21 protein-coding genes are annotated in these 19637 nt (G+C 33.6%); 10 read left to right on the forward strand and 11 right to left on the reverse strand.

Features of this window, described 5'->3' with window-relative positions:
* Positions 1–74: 74 nt before the first annotated feature.
* From KF896_11885 to KF896_11915, 7 genes are all read right to left on the reverse strand, one after another.
* A complete protein-coding gene (locus tag KF896_11885) occupies positions 75–761 on the reverse strand; it encodes a sulfite exporter TauE/SafE family protein (GenBank protein ID MBX3044409.1) in 687 nt (228 codons plus the stop codon).
* A gap of 1 nt (position 762) precedes the next feature.
* The gene (locus KF896_11890) at positions 763–1200 is read right to left on the reverse strand and encodes a thioredoxin (GenBank protein MBX3044410.1); all 438 of its coding nucleotides are present in this window, start codon (positions 1198–1200) and stop codon (positions 763–765) included.
* Between the two features lie 12 nt (positions 1201–1212).
* Positions 1213–1458, reverse strand: a complete 246-nt coding sequence (locus KF896_11895) for a TM0996/MTH895 family glutaredoxin-like protein (protein MBX3044411.1) — start codon at positions 1456–1458, stop codon at positions 1213–1215.
* Between the two features lie 304 nt (positions 1459–1762).
* Positions 1763–1975 carry a type II toxin-antitoxin system HicA family toxin gene (locus KF896_11900; protein ID MBX3044412.1) on the reverse strand — a complete coding sequence of 71 codons (213 nt, stop codon included), beginning with the start codon at positions 1973–1975 and terminating at the stop codon, positions 1763–1765.
* Positions 1972–2175, reverse strand: a complete 204-nt coding sequence (locus KF896_11905; protein ID MBX3044413.1) for a DUF1902 domain-containing protein — start codon at positions 2173–2175, stop codon at positions 1972–1974. Before KF896_11905 ends, KF896_11900 begins: the two co-directional genes overlap by 4 nt.
* Before the next feature lie 120 nt (positions 2176–2295).
* Positions 2296–3594 carry a permease gene (locus KF896_11910; protein ID MBX3044414.1) on the reverse strand — a complete coding sequence of 433 codons (1299 nt, stop codon included), beginning with the start codon at positions 3592–3594 and terminating at the stop codon, positions 2296–2298.
* Positions 3595–3611: 17 nt separating this feature from the next.
* A complete protein-coding gene (locus KF896_11915; protein ID MBX3044415.1) occupies positions 3612–3977 on the reverse strand; it encodes a winged helix-turn-helix transcriptional regulator in 366 nt (121 codons plus the stop codon).
* 247 nt (positions 3978–4224) lie between these two features.
* Here KF896_11915 and KF896_11920 point away from each other — a divergent pair, with 247 nt between their 5' ends.
* Positions 4225–4905 carry a response regulator transcription factor gene (locus tag KF896_11920; GenBank protein MBX3044416.1) on the forward strand — a complete coding sequence of 227 codons (681 nt, stop codon included), beginning with the start codon at positions 4225–4227 and terminating at the stop codon, positions 4903–4905.
* Between the two features lie 21 nt (positions 4906–4926).
* Positions 4927–6528 carry a response regulator gene (locus tag KF896_11925; GenBank protein MBX3044417.1) on the forward strand — a complete coding sequence of 534 codons (1602 nt, stop codon included), beginning with the start codon at positions 4927–4929 and terminating at the stop codon, positions 6526–6528.
* Between the two features lie 128 nt (positions 6529–6656).
* Here the strand turns inward: KF896_11925 and KF896_11930 are convergent, their stop codons facing one another.
* Positions 6657–7067, reverse strand: coding sequence for an OsmC family protein (locus KF896_11930; GenBank protein MBX3044418.1), 411 nt, complete (start codon positions 7065–7067; stop codon positions 6657–6659).
* A gap of 379 nt (positions 7068–7446) precedes the next feature.
* On the opposite strand from KF896_11930, the gene KF896_11935 reads away from it, so the two are divergent.
* Complete coding sequence (locus KF896_11935) at positions 7447–7875, forward strand: DUF1801 domain-containing protein (GenBank protein ID MBX3044419.1); 429 nt, start codon at positions 7447–7449, stop codon at positions 7873–7875.
* A gap of 110 nt (positions 7876–7985) precedes the next feature.
* On the opposite strand, the gene KF896_11940 is transcribed toward KF896_11935, so the two are convergent.
* Positions 7986–9188 carry an aminotransferase class I/II-fold pyridoxal phosphate-dependent enzyme gene (locus KF896_11940; GenBank protein ID MBX3044420.1) on the reverse strand — a complete coding sequence of 401 codons (1203 nt, stop codon included), beginning with the start codon at positions 9186–9188 and terminating at the stop codon, positions 7986–7988.
* 371 nt (positions 9189–9559) lie between these two features.
* Between KF896_11940 and KF896_11945 the strand changes: the two genes are divergently transcribed.
* The 5 genes from KF896_11945 to KF896_11965 all read left to right on the forward strand — a co-directional run bounded on the left by KF896_11945 (position 9560) and on the right by KF896_11965 (position 13210).
* Positions 9560–10339, forward strand: coding sequence for a polyphosphate polymerase domain-containing protein (locus KF896_11945; protein MBX3044421.1), 780 nt, complete (start codon positions 9560–9562; stop codon positions 10337–10339).
* Complete coding sequence (locus KF896_11950) at positions 10275–10886, forward strand: DUF4956 domain-containing protein (protein ID MBX3044422.1); 612 nt, start codon at positions 10275–10277, stop codon at positions 10884–10886. Before KF896_11945 ends, KF896_11950 begins: the two co-directional genes overlap by 65 nt.
* Before the next feature lie 48 nt (positions 10887–10934).
* Positions 10935–11528: a DUF2490 domain-containing protein gene (locus KF896_11955; GenBank protein MBX3044423.1), complete on the forward strand. Its 594-nt coding sequence runs from the start codon at positions 10935–10937 to the stop codon at positions 11526–11528.
* Between the two features lie 93 nt (positions 11529–11621).
* Positions 11622–12092 carry a hypothetical protein gene (locus tag KF896_11960; protein MBX3044424.1) on the forward strand — a complete coding sequence of 157 codons (471 nt, stop codon included), beginning with the start codon at positions 11622–11624 and terminating at the stop codon, positions 12090–12092.
* A gap of 200 nt (positions 12093–12292) precedes the next feature.
* Positions 12293–13210 carry a hypothetical protein gene (locus KF896_11965; GenBank protein MBX3044425.1) on the forward strand — a complete coding sequence of 306 codons (918 nt, stop codon included), beginning with the start codon at positions 12293–12295 and terminating at the stop codon, positions 13208–13210.
* A 21-nt stretch (positions 13211–13231) separates the two neighbouring features.
* On the opposite strand, the gene pdxH is transcribed toward KF896_11965, so the two are convergent.
* On the reverse strand, positions 13232–13867 hold the full coding sequence (gene pdxH / locus KF896_11970) for a pyridoxamine 5'-phosphate oxidase (GenBank protein ID MBX3044426.1): 636 nt from the start codon (positions 13865–13867) through the stop codon (positions 13232–13234).
* Positions 13868–14000: 133 nt separating this feature from the next.
* Here pdxH and KF896_11975 point away from each other — a divergent pair, with 133 nt between their 5' ends.
* On the forward strand, positions 14001–15107 hold the full coding sequence (locus tag KF896_11975) for a hypothetical protein (GenBank protein MBX3044427.1): 1107 nt from the start codon (positions 14001–14003) through the stop codon (positions 15105–15107).
* Between the two features lie 121 nt (positions 15108–15228).
* On the forward strand, positions 15229–16647 hold the full coding sequence (locus tag KF896_11980) for an SDR family oxidoreductase (protein ID MBX3044428.1): 1419 nt from the start codon (positions 15229–15231) through the stop codon (positions 16645–16647).
* A gap of 122 nt (positions 16648–16769) precedes the next feature.
* On the opposite strand, the gene KF896_11985 is transcribed toward KF896_11980, so the two are convergent.
* Positions 16770–19523 carry an LPS-assembly protein LptD gene (locus tag KF896_11985; protein MBX3044429.1) on the reverse strand — a complete coding sequence of 918 codons (2754 nt, stop codon included), beginning with the start codon at positions 19521–19523 and terminating at the stop codon, positions 16770–16772.
* Between the last annotated feature and the right edge of the window lie 114 nt (positions 19524–19637).

The raw sequence follows: 19637 nt of genomic DNA on the forward strand, positions 1-19637 counted from the left end.
GTACAAAGTACGAATGTTTAATTCCCAAAACTTAATTTCCTCATCCCTCCGAGCCGAAGCCCGGAGGTTTTCGATTACAACAAATACATATAAGTAAAATATATTCCGACTATGATAAATACTACGCCTGTGATTCTTTGTGCCCAGTATTCGATTTTGGTCGTCATGTTATAGACATTGCTGATATGCTTGGCGCCAAAACCAAGTACAAAAGCAAAGACTATCACAGGTAGTGCCGTGCCTATACCATAAGCAGATGGAATAATCACAGAGGAGTTATACGAAAGTGCAATCGGTATCAAACTGCCGAAGAATAATCCGGCTGAAATTGGGCAAAATGCGAGTGCGAAGATAAATCCAATTATTGCAGCACCAAAAACTCCTTTATCAATAGCAAAATTCTGCACTTTCTCAATGAACTTACCGCCGGTTGAAAATGTCCAGTTGAATAAATTCAGTAGCAATAAGCCCATCAATATCAGCAATGGTCCGAGTATCACATTCATATATTTTGAGAAGAATCTTCCCACCTCCGGTATTGATGCAATGCTCGCTACAATCAGAAATGCAGCCGCAAAATATGCAAATACCCGTCCAAAAGTATAAGAAAACCCGGCAAGAAGAATCCCTCTTGTTGAACCGATTTTCTTGCCGATGAATGATACTGCCGCAATGTTAGTAGCAAGTGGACAGGGGCTGATTGATGTCAGAATCCCAAGCCACAGTGCAGAGAAAATACCAATTAAAATGCTCTCTTCCATTTTACAGACCTTTCAGATAATCATTAACCTCTGATGCAACATAATCAATGAACTTATTTTTATTACCGTGCAATGTCCATATTTTTTCAGAGTTTTTCCATTTTGATTCCTTTCCGTTCTTAACTTGTGATATTATAAGAGTTTGAGAATACAGGTCATATTTTTTTTCGTAATGAGAATTTTTCTTATCTGAAAAATCAATTATTTCAAATTTAACTTTACCATCTGCAATTTGTTTTTTGAATTTATTATCCATAGCATCAGCGATGAGATTTTCAATTTTGTTGCATGTGGCACATCTTACTTTACCATGGAAATAATAAACCTTCACTACATTTTCAGATTTTTCCTGAGCTGGTGCAGGTGTAGAAAATACTGCGAGCAAAATCCCTGTTAAAACTATAGTTAGCACGAGCGGAAAAGATTTTCTGCTTTTCATTATGATTCTCCTTTATAATTTAAATTCAGTAATTAATTTTGTTACATCTTTGGAATTTAATAGTTTTCCAAAAGATACCACTTTTTCGTTGATTACAAGACCGGGTGTCATCAATACGCCGTAAGCCATAATGTCGTTAAGGTCGGTTACCTTAGAAACTTCTGCTTCGATGTTCATCTCGCCAACTGCCTGACGCACGTTTTCTTCTAATTTTAAACATTTGGCACATCCCGTACCAAGAATTTTGATATTATACATAATTTTTCATCTCCTATTAATTTATTATTTTTATATTTAATCACTTCGTTATAATATCATAAATAGTACATATCTTGGTTACAGATATATATCTGCTTTGTGGTGTAAAATTCAAATATTTGTGGTTTATAGTAAGACAATTTGAAAACTGTATGTTTTCTCATTGGATTGTATTCACAACTTCAAGTAATAAACGCAATATTTACAGCATATTTATTGATTTCATCAATAAATGGGTCGCCTTCGATGTAATCATCAAGACTGTATGTTTTTACATGACTAACATCAAATTTTGTTAATTGCATTATAAATCCTTTGGTTGAAGACCAGTATTCTTTGCAATTTTTGCAAGCATTTTTGGACCTATTTCAACAGAATCATGAAATGCAAATACATAATCATCCCAACCCTCTTTCTCTAATATTTTATGTGAACTATTAATTCTTTTAACTTTCCATCCTATTTTGAGGAGTGCTGATAAAACTTTTTTTGATTTTGATGACGACCAATTACTCATGCTGTTTCATATTCAAGTTCTAACATTGTAGGATAAATTTCAACATTATCATTTGCCGATAGTACATCAATTGCAAGAGTAATTACTTTTGTTGCTGCATCCTCTTTAGTATTTCCATAAGCAAGTACTCCGGGAATTGAAGGAATTTCAGCAATCCATCTTCCATCATCCTCTAAATCATATTCTATGCTAAATTTCATTATTTATACCTTTTTGATTACATAATTAATATACGAAATTTTTGATATTTTATTTCAAATCATTTCACTTAGTTTTCCAATTTTCAAAGAACTAAGAACAAGTTAGACAGATTAACTTATTTAAAGCAAACCAAAAATATATCCTGAAATTGTAGCCATAATTACTACGAGAGTTACAAATACAGCCGTTTTCTTTGTGCCGATTACACTGCGTATGACAAGTATATTAGGCAGTGATAGTGCCGGTCCCGCAAGAAGCAACGCCAGAGCCGGACCTTTGCCCATACCATTGCCTACCAAACCCTGTACAATTGGTATTTCTGTCAAAGTAGCAAAATACATAAATGCACCAACGATTGAGGCAAAAAAGTTTGCGGTTATGGTATTTCCACCAACTAAATAACTAATCCATTCTGAAGGAATAATGCCTTCATTTCCCGGGCGACCAAGTGCAAAACCGGCAATCAAAACGCCCCAGACAAGTAGCGGAGCAATCTGTTTTGTAAAATCCCATGAGGCAGTAAACCAATTTTGCATATCATCTTCCTTATCGGTAGCTGTTAGCCAACCGAGTGAAAGCATAGCACCTGCGAATGGTATCATCGGTATTTCATAGAAAAATACTGTCAGCAGCACTACCGGAACAGTAGCAATTATTAATCGGATTTTGTTAACATCGAACCAGAAGGAAAGCACAACGGCAAACAAAATGCCACTTATTGATGTTAATACCCATTTCAATTGCCAAATTGTATGGAAAAATACTTCATCCGGGTCAGCTTTACCCCAGTTTGCAAAAATTAGAATGAAAATCATAAGTGCAAAGTAAACAACATTCTGCCATAATTTACGGCGCATTTCGGGGTCCGGAAGTTCTGCCATAGCATTGACTTTGGCAAGTTCTTCCTTTCGATAAATGAAGTGCATTATCAAACCTATTACAATACTGAATACTATCGCACCGACAGCACGGGCAACTCCAATTTCAACACCTAATACTTTTGCAGTTAAGATAATAGCAAGCACATTAATTGCAGGTCCTGAGTACAAAAATGCAATTGCAGGACCAAGACCTGCTCCCATTCTATAAATTCCCGTAAATAACGGTAATACTGTACACGAGCATACTGCCAGAATACTACCTGACACAGATGCAACTCCATAAGCTAATACCTTATTTGCTTTTGCACCAAGATACTTCATTACAGATTGCTGATTAAGGAATACACTAATTGCGCCGGCAATAAAGAACGCAGGAATTAGACAAAAGACAACATGTTCCTGTGCATACCATTTCGCAAGGTACAATGCTTCAAATAAGGCATTGTCAAATCTTGGAACTCCTACCGGCAGGAAGAAAAACCCCAAAAATACTGCACCCAATATCGCAAATATTTTCCATTCCTGTTTCAAGCTCATTGTAAATCCATCACATTTTAAGTTAAATTCAATTTTGGTATGGACATAGTAATAATAAATCTATCTACTTTTTCAATTTTCTCAAGGTCTTGCTTAATAATTTTGTCATCATTTACCCAAGTGGGAATTAGTGAAAGTATCTCTTCTGCGATTCTGCTTTTGGGTTCATCATTTAGAAGATAATTTATCCACTTGCCATCTTTTTTATCAACAATCAATCCGGCATCTTTAAGAAATGAAAGATGTGAGGACGCAGTAGAAGTAGCAATTCCAAGAACTTCAGTAATTTCACAAACGCAAAGCGGCTTGACTTCAAGCATCTTGAGTATTCTTATCCGATTTTTATCAGATAGTGCCTTAGCAATTTTTATTAACTCATCCATTTTAAAAACTTTTTTCAATTCGACATTTCGACAACTATCGAAATTAAGCAATTTTTAATAAACTGCCAAATTATTTATTGAAAAACTATATATATTTTAGTAAAAAAGTAGTTTATAAGTAGAAACCGTTAAAAAGCCACTACGTAGTGTTTGGTATTTTGCATGGTAAGTTGCAAAAATACTTTGTAAGTTGATAAATATTTCATACTTTTGCTTATGGAAAATAAGAAAAAATATTGAGGTTTCTGTGAGCAATTTAGAATTAAAAATTTTGATTGCAGATGACCATTTTTTAATAGCAAAACTGCTTAAAATGATGCTTGTTACAGCCGGTAATAATAATGTAGTTGAGCTTGTCAAAAGTGGAGTTGAGGTATTTGATTTTTTAAAGAATCGAAATGTTGATTTGATAATGCTTGATATTGATATGCCTGATATGGATGGTGTACAGGCACTCCGTCAGATAAAATCAGAATATAAAGATATCAAAGTAATCATGATTTCAAATCATACTGAATCGTGGATGATAAAAAGGTGCCTCAAGCTCGGAGCAGATGGATATATAAGTAAATACGCCGATAGTGACGAAATACTGCATGGAATCAACCTTATTTTTCAGAATCAAACATTTATTTGCAACACTTGTATGAAAGCACTATGTGCAACCGGCGGTGAGACAATTGATAATGAAGAAGAGCATAGAATCAGGAATTCGGTTCATAATTTGAGTAAACGTGAAATTGAAATTATGAAACTGGTTATAGAAGAATATTCTTCTAAAGAAATCGGTGAACTTTTGTTTATAAGCACAAGGACTGTTGAAACCCACAGAAAAAATATTTTGAATAAATTAGGTGTTAAGAATAGTCTCGGATTGATTAAATTATTCGTTGAAACTGATTTGATAGATTCGCTCAATGTGAGTTAATGCTAATTATATAAGGAAATAATGGATACTAATGATACTAATATTACGATCAGAGATAAAAAAGATATAGAAATTTCTAATCTTAAAGAAGAGATAATAAAATATCAGAAAATGCTTGATGCTTCAAGGCTTGAGCTTCAGGAAGCGTTAGAAGAGGCAGAAAAAGCAACAAGAGTTAAAAGTGATTTTATTGCTAATATCTCTCATGATATTCGCACTCCTATGAATATCATTAAGGGATACAGCGACTTATTACTTAAAACAACTACTGATGAAAATTCAATAAAAATGCTTAAAAATATCGTGAGTGGCTCAAATACTTTGCTTCTAATTATAAACGATATTCTTGATTTATCAAATATTGAAGCCGGCAAATTAAAAATTATGGCTTCTAAAACGAATATTCACCATACTATTAATGAAATTTATGATATGTACTATGAGCAGTGTACAAGTCGTGGGCTGGAATTTATTTATGATTACAATAAGGGAATTCCACAAACAATTATTATTGATAAATTCAGATTCAACCAAATAATATTTAATTTAATCAGTAATGCCATAAAATTTACTTATCGTGGATATATTCGTGTATACTTTGATTTTGAATTCGCAGACTCTGAAAAGATTAACTTTACTGTTATTATCGAAGATACAGGAATGGGTATAAAGAAAGAAAATTTCAATATTATTTTTGATGCATTTTCTAAAGAGCGACTTGAAAGAAATACCGGACAAATTGGTACAGGATTAGGTCTTACTATTACAAAAAAGCTTGTTGAGAAAATGAACGGAACAATAACACTTGAAAGTGAAGAAGATAAGGGCTCAACATTTAAAATTACATTTTTTGATGTTGATTTTGCAATGAATGGAAGGCAGAATGCTAAACCGGCTTTCATAATTCCTTCAAGAAAAGATAATTATTTTGCTTTAATTATTGATGACTTTAATTTAAATCGGGCACTTTTAAGAGATTATATCGAAAATTTCAATATAAATGTCAAGGAGGCAACTAATTACGAGCAAACTATTGAACAAATAAGCCACAATCAATTTGATATTATTTTTATTGATTTGAATATGCCCGGAAAAAATGGTGAAGAGATTGCTCGTGAGATCAGAAATTCCATATATTATAACAAATGTCCTATTATACTGAGCACTGCAGATATCAGTGAAAAGCTCCAGGACATAAATGTATTTGATGACTTCCTTCAAAAACCTTTCGAAAGAAAAGATTTACTTTTCCTTTTCCGAAAATATTTTGATTTCCATTTTGATGAATATATCCGTATGAAAAAGCACGAAGAAACCGAGATAGAACTTAAAATGAGCAATCCTGATGAAATACATAAGTTAATAGATTTGATTGATAATGAGTGGAGCAGACGGGCTGAATTAATGTCTGAACTTTTCGTTGTAGATGATGTTTACGAGTTTATTGATGATATTAGCAGAGCTTGTGAAGAGCTTAATATTCAGGCTTTAAATGATTATTACGAGACTCTTAAATCGTCAATGGATGCATTCAGCGTCAGCAGAACAAAAGCATGCCTGAACCGGCTCCCTGCTCTTAGAGGAGACCTTGCTGAAGCGCTGGAATTATCACAAATTGAGTAAGAAATAACTAAGTATTTGATAAATAATTACAATTATACTTTGAGATGATTCAAAAGTACTAATGCAAGATTTTTTTGATAGGATAATGTTTTAGAAAATCATATCGAATAGAAATCAATCTATTAATTTTAATTCAAAGTATATTCAACTGAAATTGCAGTTTTTAGAAGTTGTGAAATTGGACAGTTTTTCTCTGCATCTGTAACAAGTTCTGCGAACTTGTCAGCATCAATACCATCAACTACTGCTTTTAATATCAAATGTGAACTGACAACAGCACCATCTTCAAATTTAATTTCGCATTTTGTTTCCAATGAATCGGGAGTGAAACCTGCTCCGCCGAGATTAAAACTCAATTTCATTGTGAAGCATCCGGCATGAGCCGCTGCAATTAATTCTTCCGGATTTGTACCAATACCTTCTTCAAATCTGCTGGAGAATGAATATTGTGTTTTGCTCAGGACTGTGCTTTGAGTTGAAAGGTGTCCTTTTCCTTCTTTTCCACTTCCATTCCAAACTGCTGTTGCTGTTCTTTTCATTTTAGCTGCCTTAAGTATTTAGTAATATTTATTTTTTAATTAACGTGTATCATGACTAAGTATTGATTTGATAAAGTAAATTGATTCATTATATAATATATATTATCAATCTATTTTTTTTTATTGAGTATCAAGCTATATATACTAATTTAAATAGATATAATAATTTCGAATTCAATCTGAGAGTAATTATGATTTTGTTGGCTTAAAATAAGTTAGTTAGAATTCCTTTTCATAATAAGGATAATATTTAAAATGTAATTACTTTGATTAGTTGCTAATGGAAGTGTTTTTGTTTTTATTGCTTTAAGTAGGAAATAAAATATAAATATTATTAATCGTTGATAGGCTCAATACTTTATATATTAAGGATAATATTATGGCTGAATTAAAAACAAAAATAACTGGTAAAAGTGTGCATGAATTCATAAATTCCTTTGCAGATACCGAACAGAAAAGGCTTGACAGCTTTGAACTCCTGAAGCTGATGCAGGATACCTCCGGTTACGAGCCCAAAATGTGGGGTGATTCCATGATTGGTTTTGGCAGTTATCATTACAAATCTGAAAGAAGTAGCCAGCAAGGCGACTGGTTTTTAGTTGGATTTTCTCCCAGAAAAGCAGCAATTTCTCTTTATGTATTTTCAGGACTACCTGAGCATGAATATCTGCTTAATAATTTAGGCAAGTTCAAAATGGGCAAAGCATGTATCTACATCAAAAAATTATCAGATATTGACCAAAATGAACTCAAAAATTTAATTAGGGAAACTATCAGTTTCCTTGAAACTAAACACGGAAAGAATTGATTATACTTTTTGGGATAATAAATTTAAAGTAAGAAATCAAGAATGCTTTAATCTAAAAAACGCCCCGATATACTAAGTTATATCGGGGCTTTTTCTTGTCTTTTACAGATTTAGTTTTTACTCTTATAATGCTTATAGAAGTCTCCAATATGTTTGAATGCTTCCTTGAGCACATCTTCCTGAGGAAGAGTTACAATCCTGAAGTGATGTGTTCCCGGCTTTTGCCCGAACCCGGAGCCCGGAACCACTATTACGCCTGTTTCTTTGATAAGCTCTGAGCAAAAGTGACTGTCATCAGCAACATCAATTGACGGGAAAGCATAGAAAGCACCTTCAGGCTTAACAAGGTCAATGCCTTCTATACCTGCAAACGTTTCCATCATAATATTTCTGCGTGTTTCAAGCTTTTTAATCATAACTTCAAGATGGGACTGGTCGCCTTCGAGAGCCGGCTGAATGGCATACTGTTCAGGATGATTTGCAGATACGCGGGAACGCAAAAGTTTATTTATTGCCTCAATATAATCACCCATAATATCGCTTCTGCCGCTTGCCACACCCCATCCGATTCTGAAGCCCGGAGCAATAAAATTCTTTGAGAGACCTGAGAAAGTAATGCATGAAACGTCCTGATTCAAAGCAGCAATTGAAGTCATTTCCTTACCGTCGAAAAGAAGCTTGTCATAGATTTCATCAGCAATAATCACAAGATTATGTTCTAATGCAAGCTCAACTATTTGCTCTAAAGTTTCCTTTTTATAGACAGAGCCTGTAGGGTTGTTAGGATTAATCAGTACTATAGCGCGGGTTTTAGAATTAATTTTAGAGCGGATATCTTCAATATCCGGCTGCCAATTATTGGCTTCGTCAAGATAATATGGATTTGGCTCTAATTCCAGTTTGCTTTGAACAGCTGTATAAAGCGGATAACCCGGAGTTGGCATCAGAAAGTTTTCGCCACGGTTCAGAAGAGCAGTAAGACTGATTTCAATTGCTTCACTTGCACCTGTGGTAACAAAAATATCCAAAATGTTATTTATGCCTTTCTTTTGGGCATCTCGTGCGATTGCATCAATCGCTTCTTTTATTCCACTCGAGGGTGCATAGCCGTTTTGATTAGATTTTATTGCATTACAGGTTGCTTCAACTACAGTATTAGGAGTTGAGTGGTCAAAAATATTCGGGTCACCTATGTTAAGGTAAAACATTTTTTTGCCGGTTTTTGCGACCTCATTAGCTAAAATAATAATATCCCTGATGGCATATTTTACATTTTCGGTTTTATGTGCCGGAACAATTTTTTTTAAATTCATTTTATAATATCTCCATAATCGTATTTTATATAAATGGCGGTTTTTGTAACTTCCACAGTTACAAAATTACGGAAAAAAGCAGTCATTATTAAATTTTATCGTAGAATATCAAAAAATACGATTAAAATATTGAGATATTGAGGACAAAATACTTAATAATAAGCAAAAAATTGTTATTTTTAAGATTGTGAAATTCACAAATTCTTAACATTTTAATTAATTTGACAAAATTTGAAAATAATTTGAGATTTTTTTCAAGTTAATGTGTTACTGTAATTAGAAAGTTGTAATTTTAAAAAAGGAAATTTGCCATATTTATTGAATCAATAAATATTGAAAGAAAAAGCTCGCTTGAAGGGTTTCTTGACAAGATGAATTCATTCAGTCTTTCAGAGCTGAACAAAATTAGTCCTTCTCGCAGATATGATACTAAATTTATTTGTAATAAGTCAGAATTGAAAAATCTTTTAAAGACACTTTCAACAGATTTCAATATTTTGGATATTGCAGGTAATAGAATATTTACCTATTCGAATCTTTATTATGATACTGCAAATCTTGATTTCTTCAAAAGCCACATAAACGGAAATCTGGGAAGGTATAAGCTGAGAAGACGGAATTATAAGCTTACAGGCGATGTATTTATAGAAGTTAAATACAAGAATAATAAAGGTGAAACTAATAAGCACAGGTTTAAATCTCCTTCGTTGAAAACCAATATATCAAATTTTGAAGATGAAATTAAAACTTTAGTCAAAAAACCACTCAATAAGCTAAAGCCACAGGTTCATGTAGATTATAAGAGAATTACTCTGCTCAAGCCGGGTATTTTTGAGAAAGTAACAATTGATTTCGATCTATCATTTCAGATAACAGACGGAAGTTCAATCCGTCTGCCTAATCTGATTATTGTGGAGCATAAATCAAAAAGCACAACCGAAAACAGGGAATTTTACAGTTTAATCAAAAGACCTGACTTCAAAAAAATGAGCTTGAGCAAGTATGTATTAGGATTAATGCTTGCTAAACCTGATATTAAATACAATTCTTATAAACCAAAATTAATAACAATAAATAAAATTTGCAATGGAATCAATTCAGAATATTCTCAATTCTCTTGGAGTAGCTCCTTCAGCGGCATTTCAGGTTGAATTTGCATTCAGATTATTAATTAACTTAGTAAGCATTTACATCATTGCCCGCAAAATCTACCAATTCAGGAGCGGTAATCGTGATTATATGTTTACGATGTTCATTTTCAATGTTGTAATATTTATAATATGTTTTATTCTAAATAGTGCAAGTCTTAGTGTAGGTTTTGCATTTGGTATATTTGCAATATTTTCAATTCTTCGTTACCGGACCTATACAGTTCCGATTCGTGATATGACTTATATGTTTGTATCAATTGCTCTTGCAGTGCTAAATGCTCTTGCAACTGCAAATATTGCTATTGTACATTTGCTTTTTATAAATCTGTTTATAGTGTTGATTGTGTTTTTTACAGATAGAAGCTGGATTACATCTGAAATGAAAAAGATAATCCGCTACGAGAAGATTGAATTAATCAAACCTGAAAAACATGATGAATTAATAGCTGATTTAAAGCAAAGAACGGGTCTCAATGTTACAAGAGTTGACATAGGTAGAATTGATTTGCTAAGAGATACTGTGCTTTTAAGAATATTTTACAAGTAAAATATGAAATTTAAATTATTAAAATTATTTTTTATATTTTTTATCATTTTGCATAAAACGAATTCTCAGGTTCCGATAGAACAAACTGAGCAGATTTGGATTGGGAATGAGTTCGAATTCAGGCTGACAGACGACATCAGATTTGAATTAGCTAATAGTCTTAGAATGGATATTACCAACTCCGATATTGCAAATTCTTTTTTGCAATTTGGTGCAAGCTATAGATTTTTGGAGTATTTCAGGATTTCAGGTGTTATAAGGATTAAAAATAGCGAACCTGAATGGCTTTCAGAGTATTTTACAAATTTCAATATCAATATTCCTATAGGCGATTTCTCCATAAAAACACGAACGAGATATCAGAACAAAGACAATATTTACAGACTTAAGGAGCTTTTAAGACAAAGATTAATGTTGGAATATCAAGTCTTTGATAAAACATCATTTGCTGTTTCCGGTGAATTATTCTACGAAACAAATCGTGATTTTATTGACAGAAGCCGGTACAGATTTGATGTTAATCATAAACTTGCCAAAAGGCATGAACTAACGCTCGGCTACCTTTTTGAAACACAGCATAACCGCAAAACCCCAAAAAATCGTGATGTTTTATATATTAAATTGAGCATAAGAGTAATTTAATTCATAATCAAAATTATAAATATATTATTCGTCTTATTAACTGTGATGTGAAAAAATATTATAATTTATTAACAATTTTAAAGGTTGTTTGAGATGAAAGGTAAATACATAGTCTGGATAGTTCTCCTTGTAATAGCATTAATGAGTGGTATAGCTTTTTTTATGCAGTCTAAAACAAGTTCGAAAGTCAGTCCCCAAATAATTGAGCAATTAATTGAGCCCTACAAACAGTTACTCCAAAGTGGTAATTTTGAGGAAGCTTATTATTCATTGACTTCTATTGATTACAAAGTTGATAATACTTTTGCCAAATACCTTGCAGCTCAGGATTCCAACAAAGCAGTTTATGGAGAGCTTGTGGATTTGAAGCCGGTTTCAGGCGTTTTTCTTAAAGAAACCACTCAGGGAAATAAAATAATTTTCAAAGCGACGTTTGCTTATATCGGCTCAAAATCATCACAAAGAATCGTAATTGATGCAATCAAAGAAAACGACGAATTTAAACTGTTTAAAACATATAACAGTTATGTATCTATTGGAGGACTTGTTCCTGTGATTTATTAATAGTTGACTTTGCATATTAATTATTATTTGCTCTTTATTTACTGATACAGTAGCTATAAGCGCCTGTTTCATAAATATTTAGGCTATTAGCAGTAAATCTGACTGAATTCACAAAATTCAAAAATCAAGAATATTTTTTATTAAAATCATATTTATTCGTCTATATAAGTATTAGATATAATTAATCATGATTTTTAAAGATGAGATACATGAAATTTTCGCTATCAGCTATAATACTTTTAATATTTTCATACAGTTTAGTATTATTTTCTCAGGATAACTCAAGTAATGATGAGCGTGAGAAAATGATAATCTACGAGCTTCAGGAATACAAATATCTCTTTTTCAAGGGAGATACTTTGAGATATAAAATCGCATCATTTGACAGTATCGTAATCAATTATGGCAAACCTCTTGAGAAAACAAGATTCGAATATATTGAAATTACTTGCGATTCAGTGACCAAAGACAAAAGATATTTGCTTAATTTCAATCTGAAAAGTCTGATTTCAGATGAATCAATTGGTGGTGCTGAAAAATCCAGGAGGACTTCCTCGCCCTGGCAAAACAGGAAATCGTACTTATGGCTCGACTCTTTAGGCAACAGAATTGGCAGTATGTCTGATGATAGTTTACTATATGCTATGTCACCTGGTGGGGCATTTGCACCATATTTATTTTTTCCTTTCAAAGAGCGCTATCGCTATATTAATGAATCCTGGCTTGTTAATTCTAAGGATACATTGTGTGAAAACGGAGTACCATGTGCGACACTCAATCAGTCCTCACTTTTCAGAGCCCGTCATCCTCTTGATACTCTTGGTCACAGCTGCAACAAGTTCAGCTATATTAAGACCGGCACCGGTGCAATCAATGTGTTAACAAATGAAACTATGATTAGAACCGAATCTACAATTTCAGGCTCTGGTGTTATTACAATCAGCAACAAGGACTTTATTCCGGTACATTACTTTGCTAATATCGAACAAAAACTTCAGATATTCTACCCTGATACAGATGAAATTCCGGGTGTGCACTTCATATCAACAGACTGGACGTTGGATGAATTTATTCCATCCAAGCTCAGGTCAGCTCCACCCAAAAAGAAGAAAAAGTAAATTAAATGGGGCTTTCTTTGTTTAAGGAGAAAGCCTTTCGATTTTCCATTCACTACCGATTAATTCATATTTAAATCTGTCGTGCAGACGGCTTTCGCGTCCCTGCCAGAATTCAAATTCATCAGGTATTAGCCTGTATCCACCCCAGAAATCAGGAAGTGGTACATTGACCGGATATTTTAGCATCAAACCGGCTACTTTTCTGATTAAAGTGAATCTGCTTTTAAGAGGTTTGCTCTGCTCAGATGCCCAAGCACCCAATCGGCTTGTATAGGGTCTTTTTGAAAAATATGCTTCAGATTCTTCCTTTGATGCTTTTTCAATGCGACCCTCAATTCTTATCTGTCTCTCAAATTTGTCCCAGAAAAAAAGCATCGAACCATAAGGATTTCCAAGTATTTCCACACCTTTACGACTTAAATAATTAGTATAGAACACAAATCCACGCTCATCATAAGATTTCAAAAGCACTATTCTTGATGACGGTCTGCCCGAATTTGAAACAGTAGATATTGAGAATGCCGTAGGCTCTAAAAATTCTCCTGCTAAGGCATCTTTCATCCAAATATCAAACTGCTCATAAGGGTTTTTGTTAATGCTCTCAATATCTAAACTGAACTTGCTGTAATCTCTTCTTATATTTGATAAATCTTCCATCTTTTCGAAATTTTGCTTAATTAAAAGATAATAGACGTAGTAATTTAAAATAGTCATATAGTTGCACATTATTTTAAAAATTAAAACCGTTGCTAATCGTTGATTAATCTTTGATTATAATTTTTCGGTTTAAATGAAGAACCTTGTTATTCTTTTGATAATACTTGCAATGTTTGTTACTTTTTTTGCTTGCGTAAAAACACCAACAGATAGTTTGCCAATTAACACTAATAAAGCTGACTCAGGTGATATACTGGTACTTTCGGAAGGACTACAAGGATATGATAACTCTGCTCTGACTTTAATAAAAAGCCAGTCAGGTGAAGTTGTTAAAGAATATTTTAAGTCTTCAAATAATAATGAAAAATTGGGTGACACAGCCAATGACATTATTCTAAAAGGTGATACAGCAATTATTGTACTGACAACTCCATCAATTTTAAGACTAGTAAATATTAAATCCGGTTTGAAAATTAAAGATATTCCAATGCCGGAAAACTGTCAGCCACGACACATCGACCGAATTAGTGACAGTACATTTTGCGTAAGTTGTCTGCTTAGAAATTCAATTGTAATTGTTAATATAAACAGCAGTTCTATTCAAAAGGAAATTGAAGTTGGACCCCAGCCGGAAGGAATTGCATATCACGATGGGTTCATTTTTACAGCAAATTCTGCCTATGGTGATTTTAATTACCTGCATCCCGATGCCGGAACAATTTCAATAATTTCTCTTGAAAATTCTCTTGAAATCAAAAAAATCAAATCAGGTACAAATTGCAATGAAGTGCTTGTTGTTCCCGAACACGATTTATTATTTGCAGCTTACTATGATTTGCCATCAAGAGAAGACAGCACTGGTGGAATCGTGATGTATAAACTGAAAACTTTGGAAGAAGTACGTCGTTGGAGCATCAGAACAAGGAACCTGACATTTAATCCATTTGACAATAAATTATATTTCATCAGTCAAAAGCCCAAAGGTAGTAAAACTATGGGAGAGTCGGGTATTTCAGTTCTTGATTTTGAAACCGGCAAAATAACAAGTTTAGTAGTTAATAATTATCCTCAGGATATCTGGTATGGATTATCTGTTTCACATTTGGACGGCTCTATTTGGCTTTGTAATGCAGGAAATCATATCAACAACGGAAAAATTTTAAAATTTAATACTTTAGGTGTGCAAGAACACTCATTTGAGGTTATGCAAAATCCTAATACAATCATTTTTGTAAGATGATTGTTTGTTATTTTTTCATGATATTAAAATCTATTTTAGAATTAATTCCGTATTTTTGTATAATCATTTATTAAGTAGATGTCATTAGATGATTAGCAAATACTTAACAAAGAAAACAAAAATGAAAGTATTATTAACCGGCTCGACCGGCTACATCGGTAAAAGATTACTACCTGTACTGGTTGATAAGGGTTTTTCAGTGGTATGCAGCGTGCGGGATAAAAGTAAATTCAATCCTGAAAGTTCGTTATTAGATAAAATTGAAATCATAGAGAACGATTTAACAAATAGAAGTTCCTTAGATAATATTCCCGAAGATATTGATTTTGCTTATTATTTAGTTCATTCAATGTCCACAACGAAAAACTATGAAGATTTGGAAAAGCAATCTGCTATTAATTTTAGAGATGCTTTAAGCAAGACAAACGTTAAGCAAGTAATTTATCTGAGTGGTATCGTTAATTCCAAAACACTTTCAAAGCATCTTAATTCTCGTAAAAATGTAGAAATAGAATTATCTAAGGGAAATTATTCTCTGACTACGGTTCGTGCAGGAGTAATAATTGGCTCAGGAAGTGCTTCATTTGAGATTATACGCGACTTAGTGGAAAAACTACCTGTGATGATTGCCCCGAAATGGCTAAAAACCCTTTGTCAGCCAATCGGTATTTCTGATGTAATCAAAATACTTACCGGTGTTTTAAATAATAAACTAACATTTAATAAGAGTTTTGATATTGCAGGCGAGGATATTCTTACTTATAAAGAAATGCTTTTGGGCTATGCCGAAGTTCGCGAATTGAAAAGGTACATTTGGACAGTCCCTGTAATGACTCCAAGATTATCATCATACTGGTTGTTTTTTGTTACATCAACCACCTATACACTTGCGTCTTCTTTGGTGGACAGTATGAAAATTGAGGTTATCGCAAACAATAACGAAATTCATAAGATATTGGGGTTAAAGCCATTATCTTATAAAGAATCAATCAAGAGAGCATTTGAAAGAATTGAGCAAAGTGAAATTATCTCAAGTTGGAAAGATTCTACTGTCAGCGGAAGAATTGACTACAAAATATCTGAATATATAAATGTACCGGAATTTGGCTGCTATAAAGATATTAGAAAAAAAGGGGTAATAAATATATCAAACTGTTTGGATAAAATTTGGAGTATTGGAGGTAAAAACGGCTGGTATTATGCTAACTGGCTTTGGGTCATCAGGGGTTTTTTGGATAAAGTTGCAGGTGGAGTTGGTTTAAGAAGAGGCAGAACAAATTTGAATAAAATTCAGGCAGGTGATACACTTGATTTTTGGCGTGTACTATATGCAAGCAAGGAAGAAGGAAGACTATTATTATTTGCAGAAATGAAGCTCCCCGGTGAAGCATGGTTAGAATTTAAAATAAACGATGATATGTTGATTCAAACCGCTACATACAGACCAAAGGGCTTAATCGGAAGATTATATTGGTTGAGTGTTCTGCCATTTCATAGTATCATATTCAACGGCTTAATCAATGAATTAACTAAAAAATGATGTGATTTAAGATTGGTATGAATTTGAAATATCAGATGCATTTATTTCCGGAATATTAATTTTCAATAACCCATACAAATTGTTTAACATTTCAGGATACCATTTTGTGTAATAGATTTTGCTTATCTCATTAACGGATTGTCCTGAAGCTCATATCTTAAATCTTTAAGCTGAGAAGCACGAATTCCGAGTTTCAGATAAAATCCCGAATTTCCACCGACAGGAGTCCAATTGAAAACAAGTTCCCAGCAATGAAGATCTTTGATGAAATTGATTTGAGGAACATTAAAAGTATGACTTACAAAATCATATCCACCATTTGTATTAATTGACCAGGTTTCGGTCAGCCGTAAATTACCGGAGAACCTAAGATTAATTGACTCACGCTTAGTTGCCGGATTCATAGAAGGGCGTGAATAACTGTAAACAAGTCCGAGATTAACATTCCATGGTACATTCATCGAAGAGTATCCGGGAGATGAATCTCCATACAAATCACTTATTGAAGTAGCTCCGTCATGTCTGGCTTGGAATCTTTTACCAAATTCAACTTTTTCTTCCTCAGTTTGAGTAGTGTCATCCTGAATTGTTTGATGGCGACTGCCTAAATCAATTCCTTTAGAAGAGAATGTTGTTGAAAAGTTAAGACTTAAGTTTGTTAATCTCATCAAACCTTTTCCGCTTCCTGCAAGCATACGGTTGACCGTAACGTACTGCTCGCGGATGTTCCCCTGAGCATCAGTTGTAGTAATGACGTCTTCATCATAAAATTTAAAATTAGCATTTCCGTTAAAATCTAAAATCTTCAGTGAAGGTGAACGAAATCCGATATTCAAATCACTTAAATTGAGCGAGTCGCGTGCAAAATCATATCCTGTGGACAAGTTTAACCTTAGAATTTCCACATTAACATCAGGCAATGTATCTTTTTGGGGTAGCTTAATCTCAAAGCTGTGAATGTCTGAATACCTGATTGAGCTTGAAAAAGCTCTTGATGCAATACCACCACCATCTAACTCAAATCGTGAATACAAGACTTCGCGATTGCTTCTTGTGTCGTAATAAGTCCCGTAGAATCCATGCTCAGGAGCTGACTGGTCAGGATTTAATACAAAAGCAATATTTGGATTATAAACATGTCTTGCCGCTTTGATTCCCAATGACGAAGGTTTCAGAAGCCAAAATAGAGGCTTAGTGTCATCAGTTACACCGTACAATTTCGTTTGTACATTTATACCCATACCATAATTGTATTCATAATAAAAGCCATTTGATTCATCTTCGATAATACTTGAATCGGCATCATTCCAACGTCTGTCAACTCTTCGAAAATAATTATTCATACTGAAATTTACAAATGGACTGACTGTAAAGTATCCGAATTTAGGATTGATACTTACAGACGGTCTGTGTTCAATTCGATATCTTGTGTCATATCTGAACTTATTAATTGTATCAAGATCTAAAGGGTCATTATCAATTGGCAGAATAGTAGTTTCAGGTGTTTTATTGCTTTGATAAATGCCACTTGATGAATAGCTGAAAGAAATATCACGAACCCAGCGAGGAAGTGATTTGATTTGTGAGAAAAACCTGCTTGTAGGTAAGTTGAATCTTGCTGCAGCATTTTGGTTAAATCCATCTGTAACAATATTTTGGTCTCTGTCAAAATTCACTGAAAGGGTCGTTCTGTTTTCAAAATTTTTAGTGTATGATGCGGCAGAGCGTATATTTTGTTGAATAAAATTGGGCATAGTAGAGCTTGTGTTTCTATTGAAATCACTTGAAGTGAAATCAAGATTTACAACAGCCTTATCGTTTGGTGTGAAATCCTGATTATGATTAAGTTTAAGGCGCCAGTTTGTAGTCCATTCATCATCAACATTGAAACGGGTTTTGCCATATTCAAGCTCAAGATTGCCGTTGAATTGATTTCTAAGTGCCCAGCGGGTCTGATTTTTGAGCATATATCCGCCTTTAGTATACAAATCAGTTTTGATTTGAGTATCCCAGTAATCTGAAGCAGCCCAGTAGAAACCTAAATTCTGGAACACAACACCACGACTTTGAGAGAAAAAAAATGACGGTATAATCAGCCCTGACTTGCGACCGCTTTGTGTTGGGAAAAAGAGCCCAAAAGGCATTATGAATACCGGCAAATCTTCAATATACAGTACCAGAGGGTCAAGCAGGACACGGTCATCGGCTATAATTTTCATTTTACTCGAACCAAAGTGAAAGTGTGGCTCAGGATGGTCGCAAGTTGTGTAGTAACCACCCTCAATAAACATCTCGGATTCGCTCATACGCTTTATTTTTGTGCCGAAATAGAAACCGTCGCTGATTTGTGTTTCGCCGACAGCTATAACACCTTGTCCGGACTGAAAATTAAACCTGATATTCTCCCCGAAATAATCCTCACCTTTGTCATTAAATTTTGGATAGCCGATTAATTTGCCGTTGCTGTCTATAGAGCCAAATGAAGTCATCTCGGAATTCTGGAAAGACATCTCAATTACTTCAGCATTAAGTTGCTGAGTTTTATACTTAATTTCTGCATCACCCCGAAGTCGCATTTTCTGGGATTTTAGATTATATACTATCGAGTCGCTTGCTTTATAAGTAACAATAGTGTCCAATCCGGAGCGTGCTACTCTATCTGTGATTAATTGCATCTGTACTTCATAATTGAGGGAATCCATCTTATCTCTTACTTTTTGAGAAAAAAGGCTGTCCTCAGGAGTAACTGATGTAGAATCTGATATAATTATTTTTTGAAGTGAATCAGTTGCAATAAGAATTTTATCCTGATAAATTGAATCAATTTGAGAATTTGCAAATCCGGGTATAAATATGAAAAGGAGCAATAACTTCAAACTATGAAGCTTTGTAACTATATAATTCCATGTAAATATTTGAAATTTCAATTTGTTAACACTTTAATAAAACTGATTGAAAAATCTTTTCAATCAAAAACAAATCACTATTTG

The organism is Ignavibacteriota bacterium, assembly GCA_019637995.1.
GTDB lineage: Bacteria > Bacteroidota > Ignavibacteria > Kapaibacteriales > UBA2268 > JANJTB01.

What these genes read in the sequence shown, in the direction of transcription:
- KF896_11890 (MBX3044410.1), bottom strand. Translation starts at nt 1,200, where the DNA reads ATGAAAAGCAGAAAATCTTTTCCGCTCGTGCTAACTATAGTTTTAACA.
- pdxH (MBX3044426.1), bottom strand. Translation starts at nt 13,867, where the DNA reads ATGGAAGATTTATCAAATATAAGAAGAGATTACAGCAAGTTCAGTTTA.
- KF896_11910 (MBX3044414.1), bottom strand. Translation starts at nt 3,594, where the DNA reads ATGAGCTTGAAACAGGAATGGAAAATATTTGCGATATTGGGTGCAGTA.
- KF896_11980 (MBX3044428.1), top strand. Translation starts at nt 15,229, where the DNA reads ATGAAAGTATTATTAACCGGCTCGACCGGCTACATCGGTAAAAGATTA.
- KF896_11915 (MBX3044415.1), bottom strand. Translation starts at nt 3,977, where the DNA reads ATGGATGAGTTAATAAAAATTGCTAAGGCACTATCTGATAAAAATCGG.
- KF896_11900 (MBX3044412.1), bottom strand. Translation starts at nt 1,975, where the DNA reads ATGAGTAATTGGTCGTCATCAAAATCAAAAAAAGTTTTATCAGCACTC.
- KF896_11965 (MBX3044425.1), top strand. Translation starts at nt 12,293, where the DNA reads ATGAGATACATGAAATTTTCGCTATCAGCTATAATACTTTTAATATTT.
- KF896_11895 (MBX3044411.1), bottom strand. Translation starts at nt 1,458, where the DNA reads ATGTATAATATCAAAATTCTTGGTACGGGATGTGCCAAATGTTTAAAA.
- KF896_11960 (MBX3044424.1), top strand. Translation starts at nt 11,622, where the DNA reads ATGAAAGGTAAATACATAGTCTGGATAGTTCTCCTTGTAATAGCATTA.
- KF896_11945 (MBX3044421.1), top strand. Translation starts at nt 9,560, where the DNA reads ATGAATTCATTCAGTCTTTCAGAGCTGAACAAAATTAGTCCTTCTCGC.
- KF896_11885 (MBX3044409.1), bottom strand. Translation starts at nt 761, where the DNA reads ATGGAAGAGAGCATTTTAATTGGTATTTTCTCTGCACTGTGGCTTGGG.
- KF896_11940 (MBX3044420.1), bottom strand. Translation starts at nt 9,188, where the DNA reads ATGAATTTAAAAAAAATTGTTCCGGCACATAAAACCGAAAATGTAAAA.
- KF896_11950 (MBX3044422.1), top strand. Translation starts at nt 10,275, where the DNA reads ATGGAATCAATTCAGAATATTCTCAATTCTCTTGGAGTAGCTCCTTCA.
- KF896_11925 (MBX3044417.1), top strand. Translation starts at nt 4,927, where the DNA reads ATGGATACTAATGATACTAATATTACGATCAGAGATAAAAAAGATATA.
- KF896_11935 (MBX3044419.1), top strand. Translation starts at nt 7,447, where the DNA reads ATGGCTGAATTAAAAACAAAAATAACTGGTAAAAGTGTGCATGAATTC.
- KF896_11905 (MBX3044413.1), bottom strand. Translation starts at nt 2,175, where the DNA reads ATGAAATTTAGCATAGAATATGATTTAGAGGATGATGGAAGATGGATT.
- KF896_11975 (MBX3044427.1), top strand. Translation starts at nt 14,001, where the DNA reads ATGAAGAACCTTGTTATTCTTTTGATAATACTTGCAATGTTTGTTACT.
- KF896_11930 (MBX3044418.1), bottom strand. Translation starts at nt 7,067, where the DNA reads ATGAAAAGAACAGCAACAGCAGTTTGGAATGGAAGTGGAAAAGAAGGA.